17 protein-coding genes and 2 pseudogenes are annotated in these 20,796 nt (G+C 73.5%); 7 read left to right on the forward strand and 12 right to left on the reverse strand.

Features of this window, described 5'->3' with window-relative positions; all coding sequences use genetic code 11:
- Nucleotides 1–4 precede the first annotated feature (4 nt).
- The 3 genes and pseudogenes from IO40_RS34150 to IO40_RS0127570 all read right to left on the reverse strand — a co-directional run bounded on the left by IO40_RS34150 (nucleotide 5) and on the right by IO40_RS0127570 (nucleotide 3,696).
- Nucleotides 5–1,316, reverse strand: a pseudogene (locus IO40_RS34150) (TadA family conjugal transfer-associated ATPase).
- Nucleotides 1,317–1,927: 611 nt separating this feature from the next.
- Nucleotides 1,928–2,746, reverse strand: a pseudogene (locus tag IO40_RS39105) (hypothetical protein); the annotation flags it as partial.
- A gap of 221 nt (nucleotides 2,747–2,967) precedes the next feature.
- Nucleotides 2,968–3,696 carry a hypothetical protein gene (locus IO40_RS0127570; protein WP_031028772.1) on the reverse strand — a complete coding sequence of 243 codons (729 nt, stop codon included), beginning with the start codon at nucleotides 3,694–3,696 and terminating at the stop codon, nucleotides 2,968–2,970.
- Between the two features lie 354 nt (nucleotides 3,697–4,050).
- Here IO40_RS0127570 and nhaA point away from each other — a divergent pair, with 354 nt between their 5' ends.
- The 3 genes from nhaA to IO40_RS0127585 are packed head-to-tail and all read left to right on the forward strand — an operon-like array spanning nucleotide 4,051 to nucleotide 7,633.
- A complete protein-coding gene (gene nhaA, locus IO40_RS0127575) occupies nucleotides 4,051–5,403 on the forward strand; it encodes a Na+/H+ antiporter NhaA (protein ID WP_016469074.1) in 1,353 nt (450 codons plus the stop codon).
- 38 nt (nucleotides 5,404–5,441) lie between these two features.
- Complete coding sequence (locus IO40_RS0127580; RefSeq protein ID WP_016469075.1) at nucleotides 5,442–6,845, forward strand: hypothetical protein; 1,404 nt, start codon at nucleotides 5,442–5,444, stop codon at nucleotides 6,843–6,845.
- Nucleotides 6,842–7,633 (forward strand): SDR family NAD(P)-dependent oxidoreductase, encoded by a 792-nt coding sequence (locus IO40_RS0127585; protein WP_030407640.1) that lies wholly within the window; start codon nucleotides 6,842–6,844, stop codon nucleotides 7,631–7,633. Before IO40_RS0127580 ends, IO40_RS0127585 begins: the two co-directional genes overlap by 4 nt.
- Here IO40_RS0127585 and IO40_RS38075 read toward each other — a convergent pair.
- The gene (locus IO40_RS38075) at nucleotides 7,614–7,739 is read right to left on the reverse strand and encodes a DUF397 domain-containing protein (protein ID WP_234029758.1); all 126 of its coding nucleotides are present in this window, start codon (nucleotides 7,737–7,739) and stop codon (nucleotides 7,614–7,616) included. The two genes, IO40_RS0127585 and IO40_RS38075, sit on opposite strands and share 20 nt — an antisense overlap.
- A complete protein-coding gene (locus tag IO40_RS0127595; protein WP_016469077.1) occupies nucleotides 7,702–8,628 on the reverse strand; it encodes a helix-turn-helix domain-containing protein in 927 nt (308 codons plus the stop codon). Before IO40_RS0127595 ends, IO40_RS38075 begins: the two co-directional genes overlap by 38 nt.
- A 113-nt stretch (nucleotides 8,629–8,741) precedes the next feature.
- Here IO40_RS0127595 and IO40_RS38080 point away from each other — a divergent pair, with 113 nt between their 5' ends.
- Both IO40_RS38080 and IO40_RS0127605 read left to right on the forward strand, forming a co-directional pair.
- Nucleotides 8,742–8,900, forward strand: coding sequence for a hypothetical protein (locus IO40_RS38080; protein ID WP_164439536.1), 159 nt, complete (start codon nucleotides 8,742–8,744; stop codon nucleotides 8,898–8,900).
- Nucleotide 8,901: 1 nt separating this feature from the next.
- Nucleotides 8,902–9,105 (forward strand): hypothetical protein, encoded by a 204-nt coding sequence (locus tag IO40_RS0127605; RefSeq protein WP_016469079.1) that lies wholly within the window; start codon nucleotides 8,902–8,904, stop codon nucleotides 9,103–9,105.
- A 5-nt stretch (nucleotides 9,106–9,110) separates the two neighbouring features.
- Here IO40_RS0127605 and IO40_RS0127610 read toward each other — a convergent pair whose 3' ends face one another.
- The 6 genes from IO40_RS0127610 to iolC form a co-directional block, all read right to left on the reverse strand.
- On the reverse strand, nucleotides 9,111–11,486 hold the full coding sequence (locus tag IO40_RS0127610; protein WP_031176330.1) for an FUSC family protein: 2,376 nt from the start codon (nucleotides 11,484–11,486) through the stop codon (nucleotides 9,111–9,113).
- A 114-nt stretch (nucleotides 11,487–11,600) separates the two neighbouring features.
- On the reverse strand, nucleotides 11,601–13,097 hold the full coding sequence (locus IO40_RS0127615) for a CoA-acylating methylmalonate-semialdehyde dehydrogenase (protein ID WP_016469081.1): 1,497 nt from the start codon (nucleotides 13,095–13,097) through the stop codon (nucleotides 11,601–11,603).
- A 61-nt stretch (nucleotides 13,098–13,158) separates the two neighbouring features.
- The gene (gene iolD / locus IO40_RS0127620; protein WP_016469082.1) at nucleotides 13,159–15,045 is read right to left on the reverse strand and encodes a 3D-(3,5/4)-trihydroxycyclohexane-1,2-dione acylhydrolase (decyclizing); all 1,887 of its coding nucleotides are present in this window, start codon (nucleotides 15,043–15,045) and stop codon (nucleotides 13,159–13,161) included.
- Nucleotides 15,042–16,031 carry a 5-deoxy-glucuronate isomerase gene (gene iolB, locus IO40_RS0127625; RefSeq protein WP_030407646.1) on the reverse strand — a complete coding sequence of 330 codons (990 nt, stop codon included), beginning with the start codon at nucleotides 16,029–16,031 and terminating at the stop codon, nucleotides 15,042–15,044. The genes iolD and iolB overlap by 4 nt, the downstream gene beginning before the upstream one ends.
- A 14-nt stretch (nucleotides 16,032–16,045) precedes the next feature.
- Nucleotides 16,046–16,888 (reverse strand): Cgl0159 family (beta/alpha)8-fold protein, encoded by an 843-nt coding sequence (locus IO40_RS0127630; protein WP_041968837.1) that lies wholly within the window; start codon nucleotides 16,886–16,888, stop codon nucleotides 16,046–16,048.
- 127 nt (nucleotides 16,889–17,015) lie between these two features.
- A complete protein-coding gene (gene iolC, locus IO40_RS0127635; protein WP_016469085.1) occupies nucleotides 17,016–18,005 on the reverse strand; it encodes a 5-dehydro-2-deoxygluconokinase in 990 nt (329 codons plus the stop codon).
- Nucleotides 18,006–18,308: 303 nt separating this feature from the next.
- On the opposite strand from iolC, the gene IO40_RS0127640 reads away from it, so the two are divergent.
- The gene (locus IO40_RS0127640; RefSeq protein WP_016469086.1) at nucleotides 18,309–18,503 is read left to right on the forward strand and encodes a helix-turn-helix transcriptional regulator; all 195 of its coding nucleotides are present in this window, start codon (nucleotides 18,309–18,311) and stop codon (nucleotides 18,501–18,503) included.
- Nucleotides 18,504–18,663: 160 nt separating this feature from the next.
- The gene (locus IO40_RS0127645) at nucleotides 18,664–18,882 is read left to right on the forward strand and encodes a heavy-metal-associated domain-containing protein (RefSeq protein WP_016469087.1); all 219 of its coding nucleotides are present in this window, start codon (nucleotides 18,664–18,666) and stop codon (nucleotides 18,880–18,882) included.
- Between the two features lie 466 nt (nucleotides 18,883–19,348).
- Here IO40_RS0127645 and IO40_RS0127650 read toward each other — a convergent pair whose 3' ends face one another.
- The gene (locus tag IO40_RS0127650; RefSeq protein ID WP_016469088.1) at nucleotides 19,349–20,665 is read right to left on the reverse strand and encodes a citrate synthase; all 1,317 of its coding nucleotides are present in this window, start codon (nucleotides 20,663–20,665) and stop codon (nucleotides 19,349–19,351) included.
- Nucleotides 20,666–20,796: the final 131 nt, after the last annotated feature.

A 20,796-nucleotide genomic window follows, 5' to 3' on the forward strand; every position in this document is an offset into this window, starting at 1 on the left:
GCTCTCACCCCCAGTTTCCGGTCGGCTTGTACCCGTGGGCGGCCAGCTCCTCCAGGCAGGAGAGCGGGGCGTGCGCGACCAGCCGGCCGTCGGGTGTCTCGGCGAACACCTCGCTGGACAGGACCCGGCCGTCCACGCCGTTGATCTCCCGTACGGAGGTGACGGAGCGGGTGAGTTTGCCGCCGCTGGCCCAGGCGTTGCGCCGTTCGATGAAGACGACGAAGTTGATGGCGCCCGCGATCAGCATCTGCGTCGCCTCGACGGGCAGCCGTTCGGCCGCCTGGAGGGCGTAGGTGGAGATGCGGTTGAACACCTCGCTGGAGCTGTTGGCGTGGATGGTGGAGAGCGAGCCGTCGTTGCCCTGGGTCATGGCGTTGAGCATGGTGACGATCTCGTCGCCGAGCACCTCGCCGACGATCACCCGGGAGGGGTTCATGCGCAGGGAACGGCGGACCAGTTCGGCCATGCTGATGGCGCCCTGGCCCTCGGAGTTGGGCAGCCGTTCCTCGAAGGCGACCACGTTGGGGTGGAGTTCGGGGAACTGGTCCAGGCCCAGCTCCAGCGCCCGCTCGACGGTGATCAGCCGTTCGTAGGGGGGTATCTCGTTGGCGATGGCGCGCAACAGCGTCGTCTTCCCCGCGTTGGTGGCGCCCGCGATCATGATGTTCTTGCGGGCCTTGACGGCGGCCGTCAGGAAGCTGCCCAGCTCGGGCGTGAGGGTGCCGTTGCCCACCAGGTCGGAGATGAACACCTTGCCCATGCGGGCACGCCGGATGGACAGCGCGGGCCGCCGGGTCACGTCCATGACGGCCGAGAGCCGGGAGCCGTCGGGCAGCCGCAGGTCGAGCTGCGGGTTGGCCGAGTCGAACGGCCGGGAGGACAGCCCCGAGTAGGCGCCCAGCACCTGGATCAGCTCGACCAGTTCCTCGTCGGACTCGGCGACGGGCTCGCCGCGCACCTCGCGGCCGTCCGCGTAGCCGACGAACACCTGGTCGCAGCCGTTGACGTCGATGTTCTCGACCTCGGGATCGTCCAGCAGCGGCTGGAGCCGGCCGACGCCGAACAGCGCGGCGTGCACGGCCGCCGCGTACGCCTCCTCCCCCTGCGCGTCGGGCGGGGTGCGGCCGGCGGCGATCTCCGCGCGCGTACTCCTCCAGGATCTGCGCGATCACGGCGCGGGCGAACTGCCGTTCGTCCTCGGTGGTCATGGGGACCAGGCCGGACGCCTGGTCGATCCGGCGCTGCTCGGCGATCCGGTCACCGGCCTCCTGCCGGAACCGTTTCACCAACTGGTGGTCGACACCGCTTCCGCTCATGAGGCAGCCCCCTCGTCCGGCCGCCGCACCCCGGTCGTGGGCGCCACGCCGGGCCGCACGGCGGCTCCCGCCTCCCGTCCGAGGCCGGCACGCCCGTCCGTACCGGCTGCCGAAGCCGTGCCGGGCCCGGCCTGCGTACGGTGCGCGCCGGGCGCGGCCTCGGTGCCGCCCGCGCCGCCGTGCGCGGCTCTGGTGCCGTACGCACCACCGGGCGCGGCTTCGGTGCCGTACACCCCGCCGGGTGCGACCTGGGTGGCGAACCCGTCGCCGGGCGCGGCCTGGGTGGCATACGAGCTGCCGGGCGCGGCCTGGGTGGCGTACGCACCACCGGGTGCGGCCTCGGTGCTGTACGCGCCGGTGGTGGCCCGGCCTCCGTGGGCACCGGTGGTGGCCGAAGCCGTGCCCGGAGCCTCACCGGAGGCCGTGCTCCGGACTCCGGGCACGGGCGGGGCGCCAGGGGTGTCCGGGGCGCCGTACGCGCCGGGGCGCGAGGACGGGCCCGGGCCGGGCGCGCCGCCGGGCACCGCAGGAAGCTCGGTGGTGTGCCGGGCGACCGGCGAGGGCTGTCCGGCGGAGGGCACCTCACCGGGTGACGCGACCCCGGTCCGCGGACGGGCGGTGCCCGACCAGGCCGCGCCGTACTGCTGGTGCAGGTCGGCGGCGACCTTGCGGACCGACCTGACGAGCAGGGAGCGGTCCACCCGGCCCCGGCGGCGCCCCGCCAACTGCTGGGCCCCGGCCGGGTCGTGGGCCAGCACGCCCATGACCTGGGCGCCCGCGCGGGAGGCCACCAGCATGTCGTTGACCTGCCCGGCGACCTTCGCGGCGCGCTGCGCCTCGGTGACCAGCAGGACGCCGATCAGCGGCTGGGCGAGCTGCGCCATGCCGCGCTGTTCGCCGTGGAGCGCGGCGGTCAGGGCGAGCGCCCGGTCCCGCACCCGGGCGAGCTGTTCGGGTTCGGTGCGGGCGATCAGCAGGACCAGCGCGGCGTGCGGGAAGAGCGCGACGGAGCCGGCCGAGGGGCCGATGCGTCCGCAGTCGGCGATGACGTCGGCGGCCAGTTGCGGGTGCGGCGAGTCGCCGAGCGCGGCGAAGGCGCGTCCGAGGGTGTCCCACTGGCCGGCCAGCCCCGCGGACTGTTCGGCGGTGCCGAGCCCGACGAGGATCTCCAGTCCGCCGGAGAGCCGCTGCGCGTGGTCCCATAGCTGTTCGGGGGCCAGTCCGCGGCGGGCGGTGGCGGCCAGCGAGAGCATGCCGGTGTTGGGGTCGAGGGGGCGGCCGTCGGTGCCGGGGCTGCGGTAGACGAGGTCGCCGCCGGCGGTGTCCACCTCGGCCAGCAGGGCCCGGCGCGGCCACACGGCCGCGAGGGCGACGGCGGCCGTGGTGACCCCCGGTGCGCCCTTGTCTGCGGCGAGTGCGATCAGCGCCATCCGGCTACGCCTTTCCTCGACGGTGTGTCGGAGAGTCCGTGTGTGTCAGAGAGTCCGTGTGTGTCAGAGGGTCCGTGTGGGTCGGAGAGTCCGTTTCTGCGTGGGTCCGGCCCGCCGTCCGTACCGGGGCGGTCCGCGGCGGGCGCCGCCCGCCGTTGCCGACGACGATGCGGCCGGCGGCGGTTCCACCGCCCGGCGCGGCGGCCCGCCGTGGCGGGGTGTCAGCTGCCGTCGGCGGAGTCGAGCACGAGGGCCACTTCGCCGTTGGAGGCGGCGGTGGTCAGTTCGGCGACGTCGCTCTTGTCCACGACGACGGAGACGGGCAGGTTGCCGCCGCCGATCGTGTCGTCCGAGCTCTTCCTGATGGTCTGCACGGTGGCGCCGCGGGCGATCGCCCCGTCGCCGCGCGAGCCGCCGCCCGCGCCCGAGTCGCCGTCCTCGCCGCCGCCCGTGGCGGACTGGCGGCCCACCCGGTAGGCGGAGACGGTGTCGCCCTCCTCCAGGCGGGCCGGGTACTGGCCGCTCTTGAGGGAGAGGCCGACCACGGCCTTGCCCGCCTGGAGGCCCTTGTCCTTGGTGAGCATGCTGCCGACCAGGACGGTGCCGTCCACCAGGTCGGTGGCGGTGCGGTACTGCTTGAGCAGTCCGCGCTGGTCCCAGCGCACGTACTGGATATCGCTGTCCTCGGCGACCATCACGGAGGTGATCGCCGAGTCGGGAACGGGCTGGCCGCGCGGGACGCGCTCGGTGATGGCGATGGCCTCGACCCGGTCGCCGGCGCGCATCACCAGGACGGTGGCGCCGAGGGCGCCGAGCAGTACGAGGAGGACGGCCAGCGCGGCGAGCGCCGGCTTGCGTTCCCTGGGTGCCGACGGCAGCCGGTCCCCACCCGGAGCGGGAAGCGCTGCCGCGCGTCCGACCCCCGCGGCGCCTCGCTCCTGGGTCTTCACCTCACCACCCCCGTGGCCTGTGCGTCTCACGTCGCGAACCCTGCCCCCTGCTGCCATGTCGGACATTCCCCTGTGTACCGACACGCGAACGCCAGGTAAAACCGCCAGGTAGATCCCAGGCACAGTATCAACACCCCCCGACCCCCTCAAGGCGGATCCCCAGGGGCCCGCGGGCCTGTTGTGCGGGTCCGGGGGCCCGCGAGTACGGTGTTCGTACAGCGTCAAGATCACGCATGGCCGCCGTACGGAAGCGGTGGTGAAAACGTCATAGGTGTGCCGGGAAGTCTGGTCGGCGGCGCGGGGTGCTCCCCGCGTGTTCCCTGTCCGACCCCCACCCCCCCCCGGGAGCCCCCCATGACACCGCCCGACTCCGAGCGTGCCTCCCTCTTCGCCCGCCCCTCCGCGCGGGAGCGCCGGCTGCTGACCGACGCGCTGCGCACCGAGACGGTCGGCGGCACCGTGCTGCTGGCCGCCGCAGTGGTGGCGCTGGTGTGGGCGAACACGCCGCTCGCCCACCTGTACGAGACGGTGCGCGCCTTCCACTTCGGTGTGCCCGCGCTGGGGCTGGACCTGTCGGTGGAGCACTGGGCGTCGGACGGGGTGCTGACCGTCTTCTTCTTCGTGGCCGGCATCGAGCTGAAACGGGAGCTGACGGTCGGTGAGCTGCGCCGGCCGGCGGCTGCTGTGCTGCCGGTGGTCGCCGCCGTGTGCGGCATGGCCGTGCCCGCCCTGTGCTACGTCGCCGTCAACGCGGCGCGCGGCGGCGACATGGGCGGCTGGGCGGTGCCGATGGCCACCGACATCGCGTTCGCGCTGGGTGTCCTCGCCGTGATCGGCACCAATCTGCCGTCCGGCATCCGGGCGTTCCTGCTGACGCTGGCCATCGTGGACGACCTGGGCGCCATCCTGGTCATCGCCGTCTTCTACACCTCGACGCTCAACTGGGCGGCGCTGGCGGGCGCCGTCGCGGGGCTGGTGCTCTTCCGCGTCCTCCACGTGAACCTGCGGGTGCGCGGCTGGTACGTGTACGTGCCGCTGGGCGTGGTGATCTGGGCGCTGGCGTACAACAGCGGGGTGCACGCGACGATCGCGGGGGTCGCCATGGGCCTGCTGCTGCGGGTGGCGCCCGACGACCCGGCCGACCCGGACAGCACCTCGCCCGCCGAGCGCGTCGAGCACCGGGTCCGGCCGCTGTCCGCCGGGTTCGCCGTGCCGGTCTTCGCGCTGTTCGCGGCCGGGGTCAGCGTCTCCGGCTCGGCGCTGGCCGAGACGTTCCGGCAGCCGGAGTCGCTGGGCGTGATGCTGGGCCTGTTCGCGGGCAAGTTCGTCGGCGTGTTCGCGGGCACCTGGCTGACGGCACGTTTCACCCGGGCCCGGCTCAGCTCCGATCTGGCCTGGGCGGACGTGGCGGGGGTGGCGATGCTGGCGGGCATCGGCTTCACCGTCTCCCTGCTGGTGAGCGAGCTGGCCTTCACCGACGGCTCCGTCACCGAGCACACCAAGGCCGCCGTCCTCGTCGGCTCTCTCCTGTCCGCGCTGGTGGCCTGCGTCCTGCTGAAGCTGCGGGACGCGAAGTACCGCGCCCTGTGGGAGGAGGAGACCCGCGACGAGGACCAGGACTCCATCCCCGACCTGGACCAGGAGGAGGATCCGGTACGCCGCCCGACGGAGGCCGAGCGCCGGCGCCGGGAGCGCGGCGAGGGCTGACGGCCCCCGGCACTAGAGTGCTCGCGCACGGCAGGTACATGACGCACGGGGGCGAGACGATGGCGGGGACGGCCCGGCAGCGCGGAGCGGGGACCGGGGACGGCGGCGCGGCCCGCGACGACGGCGAGGAGCGCGGCACCACCGGCGTACCGGGCGGGGCCGCAGCGGCGCCCGGGGAGGTGTCCGCCGGTGAGGCCCTGCTCCGGGCCGAACTGGCGCCCCGCGAACTGTGGTCGCGGGCGGCCCTGGTCGTCGGCGTCTGCGCCGGCTGCGGCTTCCTCGCCTCCGGGCTGTACGACTACACGCACCCCGGCCGCCCCAAGGGCCCGGCCGCCGCCCTCTCCCTCGGCGTCGGCGTCGTCCTCATGGTGGCGGCACTCCTGACGCTGCTGACGCTGCACGGCCGCAGCCGCGACAGACGGCGGCTGATCGCCCTGGCCGAGCCCGCCTGCGGGGAGCCGGCCGCACTGCGCGGGCTGCGGTCCGGCTGGCTGGCCCTCTCCGGACTCGGACTCGCCCTCGCCTTCCTCTTCCTGGTCGCCGGCCTCGGCCAGGCCCTCTCCCCCGGCCCCTACGAGGAGCCGGACCCCACGGTGTACGGCGCACTGCTGGCCTGGGCGGCGATCCTGACCGCCGCCGGCTGCGGCGGCATCGCCAGGGCCCGCCGCCACCGGCCGACCGGCACCGGCGGCACACGGCAGTCCGCACGCCCCGGCAGCAGGGTGCGGCCCGCGCCGCCCGCCTCGCCGCGGGCCGCGCTGTACGCGCGGCTCGGCGGGCGGCCCGTCGCCCCGCACCGGCTCAGCTCCCGGCTGGACGCCCGCCTGATGGCCCTCTCCCGCCCGGCCGCTCTCGCCCTGGCCGTCGCCGCCACCGCGTTCTGCTGCGCCCTGGCGGCTGCCACCGTGCTGGTGCCCCGGCACGTGGGCGGCGGCCGGCCGCTGTTCTGGATACTGCTGGTGGCGACGGCCTGCTGCCTGGCCGCACTGCTGCTGGAACTCGCCGACTACGGGCCCCGCCGCCGCTACGTGCTGCTCTCCCTCGTCGCGGGCCTCGCGCTGCTGCCGGTCGCCGGCACCGGCTACTCCACCTCGGTACTGCTGGAGCGCGGCATCTGGGTGGAGACCGAGGTCACCGCCGAACACCACCACGCCAGGGGCGGCCCCTCCTGCGACCTGCGCCCCCTGGCGCCCACGGTGCCCGCCGAGGGCCTCAGCGTGTCCTGCGACGGCGCGGAGACCGGCGACCGCGTACGCGTCCACGCCGACCCCGAGGGCGAAGTGGGGCCACGCCGCACCGCCCCGCACGACATGAGCGCTTTCACCGTCGGCTGGGGCGCCGCCACCGCCGTACTGCTCGGCTGTGCCGTGGGCGCCGCCCTCCACGGCCACCGGCGCCGCACCGAACTGGGCCTCGCCACCACCGAAGGGAACCACGGATGACGACCGCCGACCCGCACGCGCCCTACCCGGTCCACCCGGACCTGGCCGGCAAGGTCGCCGTCGTCACCGGCGGCTCACGCGGCATCGGCGCCGAGACGGCACGGGCACTGGCCGCCCAGGGTGTCGCCGTCTGTCTGGTGGGCCGCGACCGGCAGGCGCTGTTCTCCGTCGCCGAGAGCATCGGCAAGCAGGGCGGCACCGCGATCGGTGCCGTCGCCGACGTGACGGACGCCGCCGCGCTGCGCCGCGTCGCCGACCGGGTGGCCGGCGAACTGGGCCCCGTGGACGTCCTCGCCGCCTTCGCGGGCGGTCACCCCGCGCCGCTGGCCGCACCCGAGCTGAGCGAGGAACGCTGGCGCCGCATCCTCGACAGCGAGCTGACCGCCACGTTCCTGACGGTCCACACCTTCCTGCCCGGCATGCTGGACAGGCTCTCCGGCAGCATCCTCACCCTCTCCTCGGCGGGCCGCGCCGGCACCGGCAACCTCGCCCACGCCGTCGCCGACGCGGGCGTGACGGCGCTGACCCGCCGGCTCGCCACGGAACTGGGCCCGCACGGCATCCGCGTCAACTGCCTCGCGCCCGCGGCCGTCCGCACCGAACGGACGACCGGGACCGTCTCCAAGGAGGACCAGCACAAACTGGCCCTCCGCACCCCGCTGCGCCGCCTGGGCGAGCCCTCGGACGTCGCCTCCGCCGCCCTGTTCCTCGCCTCCGACGCCGCGAGCTATCTGACGGGCGTCACGCTGGAGGTCGCGGGCGGCCGGGTCAGTACGCGCCCTGCTTGAGCCGGGCGACGAACGCGGCCCACGCGGACGCGGAGAACGTCAGCGCGGCTCTGCGGGGGTCCTTGCTGTCACGCACCGGCACGACGCCGGAAAACCCGTCCGCCACCTCGACGCAGTTGCCGCCCTCCGGATCGCTGTAGCTGCTTGCGCGCCAGTGCGCGCCGGTCAGGTCCACCATGGTTGACGCCTTCCGCTGCGGTGCTGATCGTCCGTGCGGACATCGGCTCGGGGAGCGCCTCCGCACGCAGTTGTTCCCAGACACGATTGAACCTCTCCAGATCGTCCGGTTCTTCAAACAACTGTCCGTGTCCGGCTCCCTCTGCGTACGCGACCTCGGTCCTGTCCGGCATGGTCAGGAGGGTCAGCGATCCGCCCTGCATCGGATGCGCACCGGAGATGAAGGGGAGCACCTGAATCGGCTGGTGGTCACATGCGCGCCGCAGCCTGACCAGTTGCTCGTACATCGTCCGGTCACCGCCAACTCGTCGTGCGAGAACGGCTTCGTCGAGCACCACGGAGTAGGCGGGGGCGTCGGGTCGGAGGAACCGCTCCTGGCGTGACATGCGGAGAGCGACGCGTTCTTCCAGCACCTCCGGACTGGTCACGGTGCGCCCGACGCGCAGTACCGCGCGCGCGTACGCCTCGGTCTGCAAGAGACCGGGCACAGACTGAGCGGCGTACTCACGAATGGCGATGGCCTTCGCCGCGAGATCCATGAAACGCCGTGCCCAATCCGGGAAACTCTCCCGGTAGACGTGGGGCCACAGGTCGATCAAGAGGCCGTTCGCCCCGACGGCCTCGTCCAGTGCGCGGGCGAGCTCGGCAGTCGGACGCGCCCCGGTGGCGCGCTCCACCTGCGCCACCCGGGATTGGCTGACGTACACCTTGCTCGCCAGTTGTGCCTGGGTCCATCCGCGCTGTTCCCGATACCACTTGAGGCGCGAACCGAAGAGCGCCGCCATGCTCACCGTGGGGTCAAGCTGTCCATTGGCCATGGGCTCACCTCGACTTATGACATCCCAACCTCTCATACGCTGGGTGCTGTTGAGACTACGCCCGGTGACCGATCCTGGAGGCAGGAACGAAAGAACCGCGGGAAGAGGCCCACATGGAAGCGGGATCCTGCCACGACTGCGAGTGGTACCGGACACAGATCAACCGCGCGGCGGGGGATCCGCAACCCCGCGCCGATCTGGAGGCGCTGTACGCCGCACATCTGCGGCGCAAACACAGCGACGCCGAACATCGCACGCTGCGGAGCGTGTGACGTGTGGCGCGAGGGCGACCGGGTGCGGGACGAGAGGACGGGCAAGGCGGGCACGGTCGTGCGGGTGACCGGCCCGGCGCCGTTCCTCTACCGGGTGCTGGTCGACGCGGGCGACGAGGGCCCGCCGCTGATGCTGTACCGCTACGGCGACCAGTTGCGCCGGGTCGCCGGGCGCAGCCCGGGCGGGCCGTCACCCGTGCCGTGAAGCCCTCACACGGGTGGCTCGGCCGTGCCGGTCTCGTCGCGCGCCGCCCGGCGCTCCTTGCCGCCGCGCCGGGTGGCGGGGGTGACCGCCTGGGCGAGGTCGTCCAGCGCGTCGGTGAGGAGTTCCGCGGTGCGCAGGGCGACGGGCGGCGGGTGCTCGGCCTGGTCCCACCAGCGGGCCAGGGCCTCGTGGACGGCGCCGAGTTCGAGGGGTTCGCTGCGCCGGATGGCGGTGACCGCGGCGGAGACGGCGGGCGCCAGTGCGGCGGAGAAGTCGGCGGCGCCGGCGTCGGGGGCGGCGTCCCGTTCGGGCAGGTGCGCCTCCAGCAGCATGGTGGCGCGGCCGAGGGTGACCAGTGCGGACTGGGCCTCGCCCGCGGAGCGGCGGGAGAGCGGGGAGAGGGTGCCGTGGTGGCGGACGGGTTCGGCCTCGGCGCGGCTGATGCTCTGTTCCCAGTCCTGGCGGGCGGCGCGGGAGTCCAGGAGGGCTTCCCGCACCTGGCGGGGGGCGCGTTCGGCGGGCTGGGCGAAGGCGTCCATGACGGCGATGGCGTACCGCCCGGTGGCGGCGAGCCAGTCGGCGAGCCGGTCCCGCAGCAGCGGGGTCTCCCAGGCGGGGAAGAGGGCGTAGCTGAGCATGGCGAGCACGCCGCCGAGGGCGGTGAGGCCGACGCGTTCGTAGGCCGTCTGGTACCAGTCGGCGCCCAGGATGCCCAGCAGGAAGACGACGTACGCGCCGGTGCACAGGGAGGCGATGGCGTACCCGGTGCGCATCAGCAGGTACTGGCAGCAGACGGAGACGACGGCGAGGACGGCGCTCAGATAGGGGCCGGGGCTCGCCAGGGCCATCACCGTGCCGGCGACGGCGACGCCCAGCAGGGTGCCGACGAAGCGGCCGATGCCGCGTTCGTAGGTGCGGGAGAAGTCGGGCCGCAGCACCATCGCGGCGGTCAGCGGCACCCAGTAGCCGTGGGCGGGCGGCAGGGCGTTGCCGATGAGGTAGCCGACGGAGGCGACGGCGCTGACCCGCAGCGCGTGCCGCAGGATGGGCGAGGTCCAGTGGAGTTCGCGGCGCAGGGTGCGCAGGGCGACGGGGACCAGCCCGGCGAGGGTGGGCATGTGGAGGTGGCGTTCGCGGGCGAGCGCGTGCCCGGCGGCCGGGGTGTGCTTGCCGCCCGCGGCCTTGCTCTCCTCCAGGCGGGCGGCCTCGGACTCCTCGGCGGCCAGGTCCTCGGGGTCGGGTCCGTAGGGGCCGTCGAGGCTGGCGTCGGCGGTGCGTTCGCGGCCGGGGAAGCCGGGCCGGTGACCCTGGCGGTCGGCCACGTGCCAGGTGACGCGGCCCCACAGCCCGCCGCGGGTGACCTCGACGGGTTCCTGGGCGGCTTCGACGGCGTCGTCGGTGAGGGCGATGAGCCGGAGCGCGGCGCGGCGGGCCGGTCCGGACAGCACGGGGCCGCTCTTGGGGACTTGGAGGACGTCGAGGGCCTGGTCGGGCAGGCGCACGCGTTCGCCGCGGCGGATGGCGCGGGCGGTGGCGTCCAGCACGGTGGCGGCGGCGGCCAGCAGTTCGCGGACCCGGTCGCGTTCGGGTCCGACCATGGGGGCGCCGCCGACCACGGGGTCGGCGAGGGAGGCCAGGACGGGCCGGAAGCGTTCGGCCAGGGCCCGGTAGCCGTGCAGCTGGCGGGGCCGGCGCCGGGCCTGGCGCGGGGTGACGGCGGCGGCGCTGCGGGCCTCGATCAGGGGTTCGGGGTCGAAGGGCGCCATCGGGTCGTGCCGCAGCCGGCGGGCGTAGTCGGCGACCCCGGCCAGCGCGTCGGCGAGGGCTTCGCGGCGCTCGCCCCAGGGCCGGATGGGGAAGAGCACGATGAGTCCGGCCTGCACCACCCCGCCGGCGGCGATGAGCGCGGCGTGGCCGAGCGCGCCGACGACGGAGGTGGGCAGGTGGACGGTGATGAGCATGACGGTGATGTTGAAGGCGGCCACCACCCCGGAGGTGGGCCCTATCCCCCAGGCCATGCCGGCCAGGAACGCCCACAGGGCGAGCAGCATCACGAACGCCCACGGCCAGCCCACCAGCAGATAGCCGAGGAAGGTGGAGACGGCCAGCCCGGCGGAGGCGGCCAGGGCGAGCACGGGCCGGGGCCGCCAGCTGCGCTGGAAGGTGGCGATGCCGGAGGCGAAGGCGCCGAAGGCGCTGGAGACGGCGAGTTGCGGTGTGCCGATCAGCAGTGCCAGTGCGACGACGATGCCGACACCGCAGGCGCCCCGTACCGCGAGCAGCGGTGTCAGCGAGGCGCGCTCCACGGTGAGCCCCGAGCGGGCGGTCTCCTTGAGCGCCCGGAGCCAGGGCAAAGGTGCGGCCTTCAAGTACCCGAGCATGCGATCGAGCCTATCGAGAAAGAATTCAAAGAGGGGCAGACGGGGCACAGCAGACAGCGCCCCGCCGCCCTCCGGGCGGGAGGGCGGCGGGGTGCGGGCCGGGCCTTCGCCCGGTCAGTGGTTGCTCGGGAAGCCGAGGTTGATGCCGGCGCTGTCGGCGGGGTCGGGCCAGCGGGTGGTGATGACCTTGCCGCGGGTGTAGAACTGCACGCCGTCGTTGCCGTAGACGTGCAGGTCGCCGAAGAGGCTCTGCTTCCAGCCGCCGAAGGAGTGGTAGCCGACCGGCACGGGGATGGGCACGTTGACGCCGACCATGCCGGCCTCCACCTCCAGCTGGAAGCGGCGGGCGGCGCCGCCGTCGCGGGTGAAGATGGCGGTGCCGTTGCCCCACTTGCTGGAGTTGATGAGGGCGATGGCCTCGTCGTAGGTCTCGGCCCGCACCACGCACAGCACGGGGCCGAAGATCTCGTCGTCGTAGGCGGCCATGCCCGGCTTGACCTTGTCGAGGAGGGAGACGCCGATGAAGAAACCGTTCTCGTGGCCCTCGACCGTGTGGCCGGTGCCGTCCACGACGACCTCGGCGCCCTGGGCGGCGGCGCCCGAGACGTAGGAGGCGACCTTGTCGCGGTGCTCGCGGGTGATGAGCGGGCCCATCTCGCTGGCCGGGTCGTCGCCGGGGCCGATGCGCAGGGCACGGGCCCGCTCGGCGATCTTGGCGACGAGTTCGTCGCCGGTGTCGCCGACGGCCACCACGACGGAGACGGCCATGCAGCGCTCGCCGGCCGAGCCGTAGGCGGCGTTGATGGCGTTGTCGGCCGCGTGGTCGAGGTCGGCGTCGGGCAGCACCATCATGTGGTTCTTGGCGCCGCCCAGCGCCTGGACGCGCTTGCCGTGCGCGGTGGCCTCCGCCTGGACGTACTTGGCGATGGGGGTGGAGCCGACGAAGGAGACCGCGGCCACGTCCGGGTGGGCCAGCAGCCGGTCGACGGCCGCCTTGTCACCGTTGACGACGTTGAGGACGCCCTCGGGCAGCCCCGCCTCGGCGGCCAGCTCGGCGAGCCGGTAGGCGGCCGAGGGGTCCTTCTCGCTGGGCTTGAGGACGAAGGTGTTCCCGCAGGCGATGGCCAGCGGGAACATCCACATCGGCACCATGGCGGGGAAGTTGAACGGGGAGATGCCCGCGACGACACCGACCGGCTGCCGGATGGCCGCCACGTCCACCCGCGTGGAGACCTGGGTGGACAGCTCGCCCTTGAGCTTCTCCGGGATGCCGCAGGCCAGCTCCACGATCTCCATGCCCCGCGCGACCTCGCCCAGCGCGTCGGAGTGCACCTTGCCGTGCTCGGCGGTGATCAGCTCGGCCAGCTCGTCGCGGTGGGCGTCCAGCAGCGCCCGGTAGGAGAAGAGGAAGGCGGTGCGCCGGGCCAGCGAGGTCTGCGACCACTCGGCGTAGGCGGCCTTGGCGGCGGCGACCGCCGTGTCCACCTCCTCGACCGAGGCGAGGGCCACCCGGGTGGGCTGGGCGCCGGTGGCCGGGTTGTGGACGGGGCCGAACCGGCCGGAGGTGGACTCGACCGGCTTGTTGCCGATCCAGTGGCCGAGGGTCTTCATGGGCTGGGACCTTTCTCAACGGGGGTGCTGCCGGCTCACGCGGAGCCTCGTCGCGGGGCTGTCACAGATGGCGCCGCCGGCCTGCGCGGCGGCGCTCGTACGCGGCGCGGGCCGCGCGGGCGGCCGGCCGCTGCGAGGTCTCGGCGACCGCCACGTCCCACCACGCCTGGGGGCCGGGCGGGGGCACGTCCGGGTCGGGGTCGGTCTCGACGTGGACGCAGGTGGGCCGGTCGGAGGCGCGGGCCGCGGCCAGCGCCTCCCGCAACTCGCCCCAGGTGGCGGCCCGGTGGACGTCCATGCCCAGTGAGGCGGCGTTGGCGGCCAGATCGACGGGCAGCGGCGCCCCGGTGTAGCCGCCGTCGGCGTCGCGGAACCGGTAGGCGGTGCCGAACCGTTCGGCGCCGGTCTGCTCGGAGAGCCCGCCGATGGAGGCGTAGCCGTGGTTCTGCACCAGCACGACGTTGATGTCGATGCCCTCCTGGACGGCGGTGACGATCTCGGTGGGCAGCATCAGATAGGTGCCGTCGCCCACCAGCGCCCACACCGGGTTGCCGGGCGCGGCCATCCGCACCCCGATGGCGGCGGGAATCTCGTAGCCCATGCAGGAGTAGCCGTACTCGACGTGGTACTGGTGCGGCGAGCGGGCCCGCCACAGCTTGTGCAGGTCGCCGGGCATCGACCCGGCGGCGTTGATGACCACGTCCTCGTCCCCGACGACGGCGTCGAGGGCGCCGAGCACCTGCGTCTGGGAGGGCCGGGCCGTCTCGTCGAACGGGTGCGGGGCGAACGCCTCGGCGACGACGCGGTCCCACGCCTCCTTGCCGCGGGCGTACTCGGTCTCGTAGTCGGGCACCACGCGGTGGCCGCGCAGCGCACCGGTCAGCGCCTCCAGCGCGGCCCGCGCGTCGGCGACGACGCCGAGCGCGCCCATCTTGTGGCTGTCGAAGGCGGCGATGTTGACGTTGAGGAACCGGGCGCCGGGGGCGAAGAGGGTGCCGGAGGCGGTGGTGAAGTCGGTCCACCGGGTGCCGACGCCGATCAAGAGGTCCGCGCTGCCGGCCAGTTCGTCGGCGACGGCCGTGCCGGTGTGGCCGATCCCGCCCACGTCGCACGGGTGGTCGAAGCGCAGCGCGCCCTTGCCGGCCTGGGTGGACGCCACCGGGATGCCCGTCGCGTCGGCGAAGGACGCCAGCGCCTCCTGGGCCTCGCTGTGCCTCACGCCGCCGCCCGCCACCAGGAGGGGACGGCGGGCGGCGCGGACCGCCTGGGCGGCCTCGGCCAGCACGGACGGCTCCGGTGCCGGGCGGGGCACGCGCCAGGTCCGTTCGGCGAAGAACTCCTCGGGCCAGTCGTAGGCCTCCGTCTGCACGTCCTGCGGCAGCGCGAGGGTGACGGCGCCCGTCTCGGCCGGGTCGGTGAGCACCCGGGCGGCGGCGAGCGCGGCGGGGATCAGCGCCTCGGGCCGCAGCACCCGGTCGAAGTAGCGGGAGACGGGCCGCAGCGCGTCGTTGACGGAGACGTCGCCCGCGTACGGCACCTCCAGCTGCTGGAGCACCGGGTCGGCGACGCGGGTGGCGAACACGTCGCCGGGCAGCAGCAGGACGGGCAGCCGGTTGATGGTGGCCAGGGCGGCGCCGGTGACCAGGTTGGTGGCGCCGGGACCGATGGAGGTGGTGACGGCCTGGGTGGACAGCCGGTTGCGCCGGCGGGCGAAGCCGACGGCGGCGTGCACCATGGCCTGTTCGTTACGGCCCTGGAGGAAGGGCAGGGGCGCGCCGGGGCCCTGCCCGCTCTCGACGAGTGCCTGCCCGAGGCCGGCGACGTTGCCGTGCCCGAAGACGCCCCAGCAGGCTTCGACGAGCCGGTGGCGCTCCCCGTCGCGTTCGGTGTACTGGGCGGCGAGGAAACGCACGAGTGCCTGTGCGACGGTCAGCCTGACGGTCGTCACCGCTCTCCCCTTTCCCGCGAGTTTCCCCGCGAATTTCCCCACGAGTCGCCCCGCGTGCCGCCCGGCGCCGCCACCGGCCCCGGCAGCGAACCGCCCGAAGCTGCGGATTCCTTCGCCTCGTACAGCGGAAGCCTTGGATCCACAGGCGTTTCGGCCCACGTGCCACGAATCCACGCGTGATCTGGATGGTCGCAGATAAGCCACGCGCGATCCACCCCCGGCCCGGCCATCACGTTCAGGTAGTACATGTCGTGGCCGGGCGCCGCCATGGAGGGACCGTGCCAGCCGTCCGGGATCAGCACCGCGTCGCCGCCGCGCACCTCGGCGAGCACATCGGTGCCGGTGCCGTGACCGCTGGGGCTGACCCGCTGGTAGCCGAAGCCATCCGTCGCGCCGTGCGGGGCGATCTCGTAGTAGTAGATCTCCTCCAGCGCGCTCTCGACGCCCTCCCGGTGCTCGTCGTGCTTGTGCGGCGGGTAGGACGACCAGTTGCCGCCGGGGGTGAGCACCTCCACGGCGATCAGCTTGTCCGCCTCGAAGACGTCCGCCGCCGCGAAGTTGTTGACCTGCCGCGAGCACTGGCCGGCCCCGCGCAACTCGACGGGCACGTCCCCGGCGGCGCCGTACCGCACCGGCAGCCGCCGCCGGCAGCGGGCCCCCGGCAGCGCGAACCGGCCGCCCGCCGCGCTGCTGAGGCGGACCCGGGCGTCCCTGGGCACGTACGCGAAGTCGCTGACGGCCGCGAAGACGCTCTCCCGGCCGTGCAGCCGCAGCGTGGTGCCCTCCGCCTCCACGGTGCAGCCGCCCGACAGCGGCAGCACGAGCCATTCGCTCTCCCCCGTCTCGAACGTCAGCTCCCCGCCGGGCGGCAGCCGCAGCACCCGCAGCGAGGAGTGCTCCCAGCCCGCACCCGGCGGGGTGATCTCCAGTTCGTACGGTCCGCACGCGGCCTTGCCCGCCCGCAGATGGAATGTGCCGACCGTCATGTCACCAGCCCCTTTCACAGCAGTCCGACGGCGGTGTCCACGGCCGCGCCCACGTCGCCGTCGGCCGGGTAGAGCAGGGAGCGCCCGACGACCAGCCCCCGCACGGTCGGCAGGCTGAGCGCCTTGCGCCACTTCTCGTACACGCCCTCCTGGTCGCCTCCCGCCTCCCCGCCCAGCAGCACGACGGGCAGCGTGGAGGACTCGCACACCCACGCCATCTCGTCCGGGTCGGCGGTCACCGGGAGTTTCAGCCAGGTGTAGGCGGAGGTGCCGCCCAGTCCGGAGGCGATGGCCACCGAGCGGGCGACGGCCGGGCCGCTCAGATCGCTGGTCACCCTGCCGTCCACCCGGCCGGTCAGGAAAGGTTCGACGAAGACGGGCAGCCGGCGGGCGGCCATCTCGTCGATGGCGCGGGAGGCGGCGTGCAGGGTGCGCAGCGAACCCGGGTCGTCGTAGTCGATGCGCAGCAGCAGCTTGCCCCCGTCGAAGCGCAGCCGCTCGATGTCCTGGGCGCGGTGCCCGGTGAAGCGGTCGTCCAGCTCGAAGGCGGCGCCGGCCAGTCCGCCCCGGTTCATCGAGCCGAGCGCCACCTTGTGCTCCAGTGCGCCGAGCAGCAGCAGATCCTCCAGGATGTCGGCGGTGGCCAGCACCCCGTCCACCCCGGGCCGCGAGAGCGCCAGGACGAGACGTTCCAGCAGTTCGGCGCGGTTGGCCATGGCGAGCGCGTCGTCGCCCACGGCCAGCGCGCCGCGCGCCGGGTGGTCGGCGGCGACGATCAACAGCCGTCCGCTGCCGCTCACCAGCGGCCGGCGCGCCCGCCGCGCCGCAGCCTGGGCGATGGCCTCCGGATGCCGCATCCGCACGGACGTCAGCTCGGCGATGCTGATGCGGGTGCTGGTCACGGCGGGCTCGCTTTCGACGGCGGGCGGGGCGGGATCGGCCCGGACGGCGGCGGGGAGGACAGCGGCTCCCGCGCGGGACGGCTCAGGAGCGCAGCAACTCCTCGACCTGCTGCGGCGTGGGCATCGCGGAGGAGCAGGCCAGCCGGGAGGCGACCAGTGCCCCCGCCGCGTTCGCGTACCGCATGACCCGCTCCAACTCCCAGCCGGCCAGCAGCCCGTGGCACAGCGCGCCGCCGAACGCGTCACCCGCGCCCAGCCCGTTGACGACCTCCACCGGATGCGGGGGCACCTCGGCGACGGTGCCGTCCGCGCGGACCGCCAGCACCCCCTTGGGCCCCTGTTTGACGACGGCCAGCTCGGCGCCCGCCGCCAGCAGGGCCTCGGCGCAGGCGTGCGGCTCGCGGGCACCGGTGGCCACGGCGCACTCCGCGAGGTTGCCGACGGCGACGGTGGCGTGGGCGAGGGCCGCCCGGTAGTGGGGCCGCGCCGCCTCGGCCGCCTCGTCCTCGGTCAGCTGCCCGTCGCGGCCCGCGCCCCAGAACATGGGCCGCCAGTCCAGGTCGAAGACGGTGGCGACGCTCCGTCCGCGCCCGGCGTCGCGGGCGGCGAGCGCGGCGAGGGTGGCGTCCCGGCTGGGCTGCTCGCACAGCCCGGTGCCGGTCATCCAGAAGATGCGGGCGGCGGCGATCCCGGCCAGGTCGAGCTCGTCGGCGCGCAGTTCGAGATCCGGCGCCTTGGGCTGCCGGTAGAAGTAGAGGGGGAAGTCGTCGGGCGGGAAGATCTCGCAGAACGTCACCGGAGTGGGGTACGCCCCCACGGCGCTCACCCAGCGGTCGTCCACACCGAAGCCGCGCAGCGCCTCCCGGCAGTAGCTGCCGAACGGATCATCGCCCGTGCGGGTGATCACCGCGCTGGTGCGGCCCAGCCGGGCGGCGGCCACGGCCACGTTGGTGGCGGAGCCGCCGAGGAACCTGCCGAAGGTCTCGACGTGCTGGAGCGGCACCCCGGTGCGCAGCGGGTAGATGTCCACCCCGATCCGGCCCATGGTGACCACGTCGTGCGGCTCGGTCATGGCTCCGGTCCCCTCTCCCTCGCGCTCCCTCGCGCTCCCTCGCGGCCCCTGCGCCCAACCCCCGCCCCCGGGGCTGCTGCCCGGCACATCGTCCGTCGGCCCGGAGACGACTGTCAATGCTTTGTCCTTACATCATGACCTGGCCCCGGCCCGGCCTCGGGGCGGGCTCAGGCAATGTCACGGTTCCACCGGCCGACTGTCACAGCCCGCCGACAGCCCCCTGCCACCACTCGCCCCGCCTCGTTTCACCGGAGACCGACCACGGGACCGGCCCCCCGCCGGCCAATCCGGGAGGTGCGAGAGATGACCGACCAGCGGCTCTGGTCGTACAAGGAGATCGCCGCGCACATCGGCGTCAAGCCCGACACCGTGCGCTCCTACAAGAAGCACGGCCTGCTGCCGTCGCCCGATCTGGTGGAGGCGGGCAAGCCCTACTGGTTCGCGGACACCGTCCGCGAGTGGGTCACCCGCAGACCGGGGCACCGCGGTGGCCGGTGAGGCGCCGGCCGCCCCGGACAGCCCGGCGGCGACGGGCGCCGGGGCCGGTGCGCACGGCTCCGACCTCGGTTGGCACATACCCCGCAGGGGTATATTCTGGCCCGCGTGCGGCCACCCGCCACCGGCCGGCCGCATCCCGTACGAGAGCGAGGAGTGGGCCATGAGCACCGTCACGACCACCTACAAGGTTTCCGGTATGACCTGCGGCCACTGCGAGGGCGCGGTGACCGAGGAGATCTCCAGGATCGAGGGCGTCTCCTCGGTGAAGGCCGTGGCCGCCTCCGGCGAGGTCACCGTCACCTCGGCCGCCGACCTGGACGACGCCGCCGTGCGCGAGGCCGTCGACGAGGCCGGCTACGAACTGGTGGGCCGGGCCTGACCGCCGCACCCCGGCCCGTCACCACGACGGGTGCCGGAGCCGGGAACGGCAAAAAGCGCCCCGTCGCACGAGTCCCCCCACGGGCCCGTCGACGGGGCGCTTCTCTATCCCGGTCATGGATTCCCCCCACGGGATCCTGGCCGGGCGCTCTTCGGGTGGACGCACGGTCGGGAGGGCCGCTCAAAGCTCCCCGGGCGCGTTCACCGTTCCTTCACCTCGCATCCGCCCCCCAAGACGGATCCGAAGCAGGGCGAGGGCTCCGCCGGGAGGCCCACGCCACCCGGTTAGACCCACGAACCCTGCCTATGGTTACCCCCCAATTTCTGTGACCTACGTCTCTTCGTCAAGCTCCACAAACGGAGGGGTGAATTCCGCCGATGCGCACGCGAACCGCACAAGCGGAAGGCCCCGGTCCATCGGGACCGGGGCCTCGGGCAGGCGGGGCGGGGACGCCGCGTCGGACCGCTCAGCGCTCCTCGACCGGCACGTAGTCGCGCTCGACCACACCGGTGTAGACCTGCCGCGGACGGCCGATGCGGGAGTTCGGCTCCTTGATCATCTCGTGCCACTGGGCGATCCAGCCCGGCAGCCGGCCCAGCGCGAACAGCACGGTGAACATGCTGGTCGGGAAGCCCATCGCGCGGTAGATCAGGCCGGTGTAGAAGTCCACGTTCGGGTAGAGCTTGCGCTCGACGAAGTAGTCGTCGGACAGCGCGTGCTCCTCCAGCCGCAGCGCGATGTCCAGCAGCTCGTCGCTCTTGCCGAGCGCGGAGAGCACATCGTGCGCCGCCGCCTTGATGATCTTGGCCCGGGGGTCGAAGTTCTTGTAGACCCGGTGGCCGAAGCCCATCAGCTTGACGCCGTCCTCCTTGTTCTTCACCTTGCGGATGAAGGTGTCGACGTCGCCGCCCTCGGCCTGGATGCGCTGGAGCATCTCCAGCACACTCTGGTTGGCGCCGCCGTGCAGCGGGCCCCACAGCGCGTTGATGCCCGCGGAGATCGAGGCGAACATGTTCGCCTGCGAGGAGCCCACCAGCCGGACGGTGGAGGTCGAGCAGTTCTGCTCGTGGTCGGCGTGCAGGATCAGCAGCTTGTCCAGGGCGTTGACCACCACCGGGTCCAGCTCGTACTCGGCGGCCGGGACCGAGAAGGTCATCCGCAGGAAGTTCTCGACGTAGCCCAGGTCGTTGCTCGGGTAGACGACCGGGTGGCCGATGGCCTTCTTGTACGCGTACGCGGCGATCGTCGGCAGCTTGGCCAGCAGCCTTATGGTCGACAGGTGCCGCTGCTCCTCGTCGAACGGGTTGTGGCTGTCCTGGTAGAAGGTGGACAGCGCGCTGACGACGGAGGAGAGCATCGCCATCGGGTGGGCGTCGCTCGGGAAGCCGTCGTAGAACCGTTTGACGTCCTCGTGCAGCAGCGTGTGCTGGGTGATCTCGTTCCGGAACGCGCTGAGCTGGTCGACGGTGGGCAGCTCACCGTTGATGAGCAGGTAGGCGGTCTCCAGGAAGGTGCCCCGCTCCGCGAGCTGCTCGATGGGATAGCCGCGGTAGCGCAGGATGCCCCGCTCACCGTCGAGGTAGGTGATGGCGGACTTGTAGGCAGCGGTGTTGCCGTATCCCGAGTCCAGGGTCACCAGACCGGTCTGGGCACGCAGCTTGCCGATGTCGACGCCACGGTCGCCCACCGTGCTGTCGACGACCGGGTAGCTGTACTCGCCGTCCCCGTAGCGGATTACTACGGAGTTCTCGCTGTCGCGGTGTTCGCTCACGTCATCCCTCACCGACGTAGTGCCTCTTCTTCGAGGTGCCCTGACTACTTCCACTCTCCCTTATCCAGCGCCGTGCGGTGCACTGGGGGTCAGCCAGAGGGCTCCATGGTGGCACGGAGTGCCGCCTATCCGGCTATCCTGCA

Origin of the sequence: Streptomyces albus subsp. albus (genome assembly GCF_000725885.1) — a bacterium.
Lineage (GTDB): Bacteria > Actinomycetota > Actinomycetes > Streptomycetales > Streptomycetaceae > Streptomyces > Streptomyces albus.

Coding starts and splice junctions, on each gene's coding strand:
- nhaA (WP_016469074.1), top strand. CDS start 4,051: ATGACACCGCCCGACTCCGAGCGTGCCTCCCTCTTCGCCCGCCCCTCC.
- IO40_RS0127580 (WP_016469075.1), top strand. CDS start 5,442: ATGACGCACGGGGGCGAGACGATGGCGGGGACGGCCCGGCAGCGCGGA.
- IO40_RS0127585 (WP_030407640.1), top strand. CDS start 6,842: ATGACGACCGCCGACCCGCACGCGCCCTACCCGGTCCACCCGGACCTG.
- IO40_RS0127595 (WP_016469077.1), bottom strand. CDS start 8,628: ATGGCCAATGGACAGCTTGACCCCACGGTGAGCATGGCGGCGCTCTTC.
- IO40_RS38080 (WP_164439536.1), top strand. CDS start 8,742: ATGGAAGCGGGATCCTGCCACGACTGCGAGTGGTACCGGACACAGATC.
- IO40_RS0127610 (WP_031176330.1), bottom strand. CDS start 11,486: ATGCTCGGGTACTTGAAGGCCGCACCTTTGCCCTGGCTCCGGGCGCTC.
- IO40_RS0127615 (WP_016469081.1), bottom strand. CDS start 13,097: ATGAAGACCCTCGGCCACTGGATCGGCAACAAGCCGGTCGAGTCCACC.
- iolB (WP_030407646.1), bottom strand. CDS start 16,031: ATGACGGTCGGCACATTCCATCTGCGGGCGGGCAAGGCCGCGTGCGGA.
- IO40_RS0127630 (WP_041968837.1), bottom strand. CDS start 16,888: ATGCGGCATCCGGAGGCCATCGCCCAGGCTGCGGCGCGGCGGGCGCGC.
- iolC (WP_016469085.1), bottom strand. CDS start 18,005: ATGACCGAGCCGCACGACGTGGTCACCATGGGCCGGATCGGGGTGGAC.
- IO40_RS0127640 (WP_016469086.1), top strand. CDS start 18,309: ATGACCGACCAGCGGCTCTGGTCGTACAAGGAGATCGCCGCGCACATC.
- IO40_RS0127645 (WP_016469087.1), top strand. CDS start 18,664: ATGAGCACCGTCACGACCACCTACAAGGTTTCCGGTATGACCTGCGGC.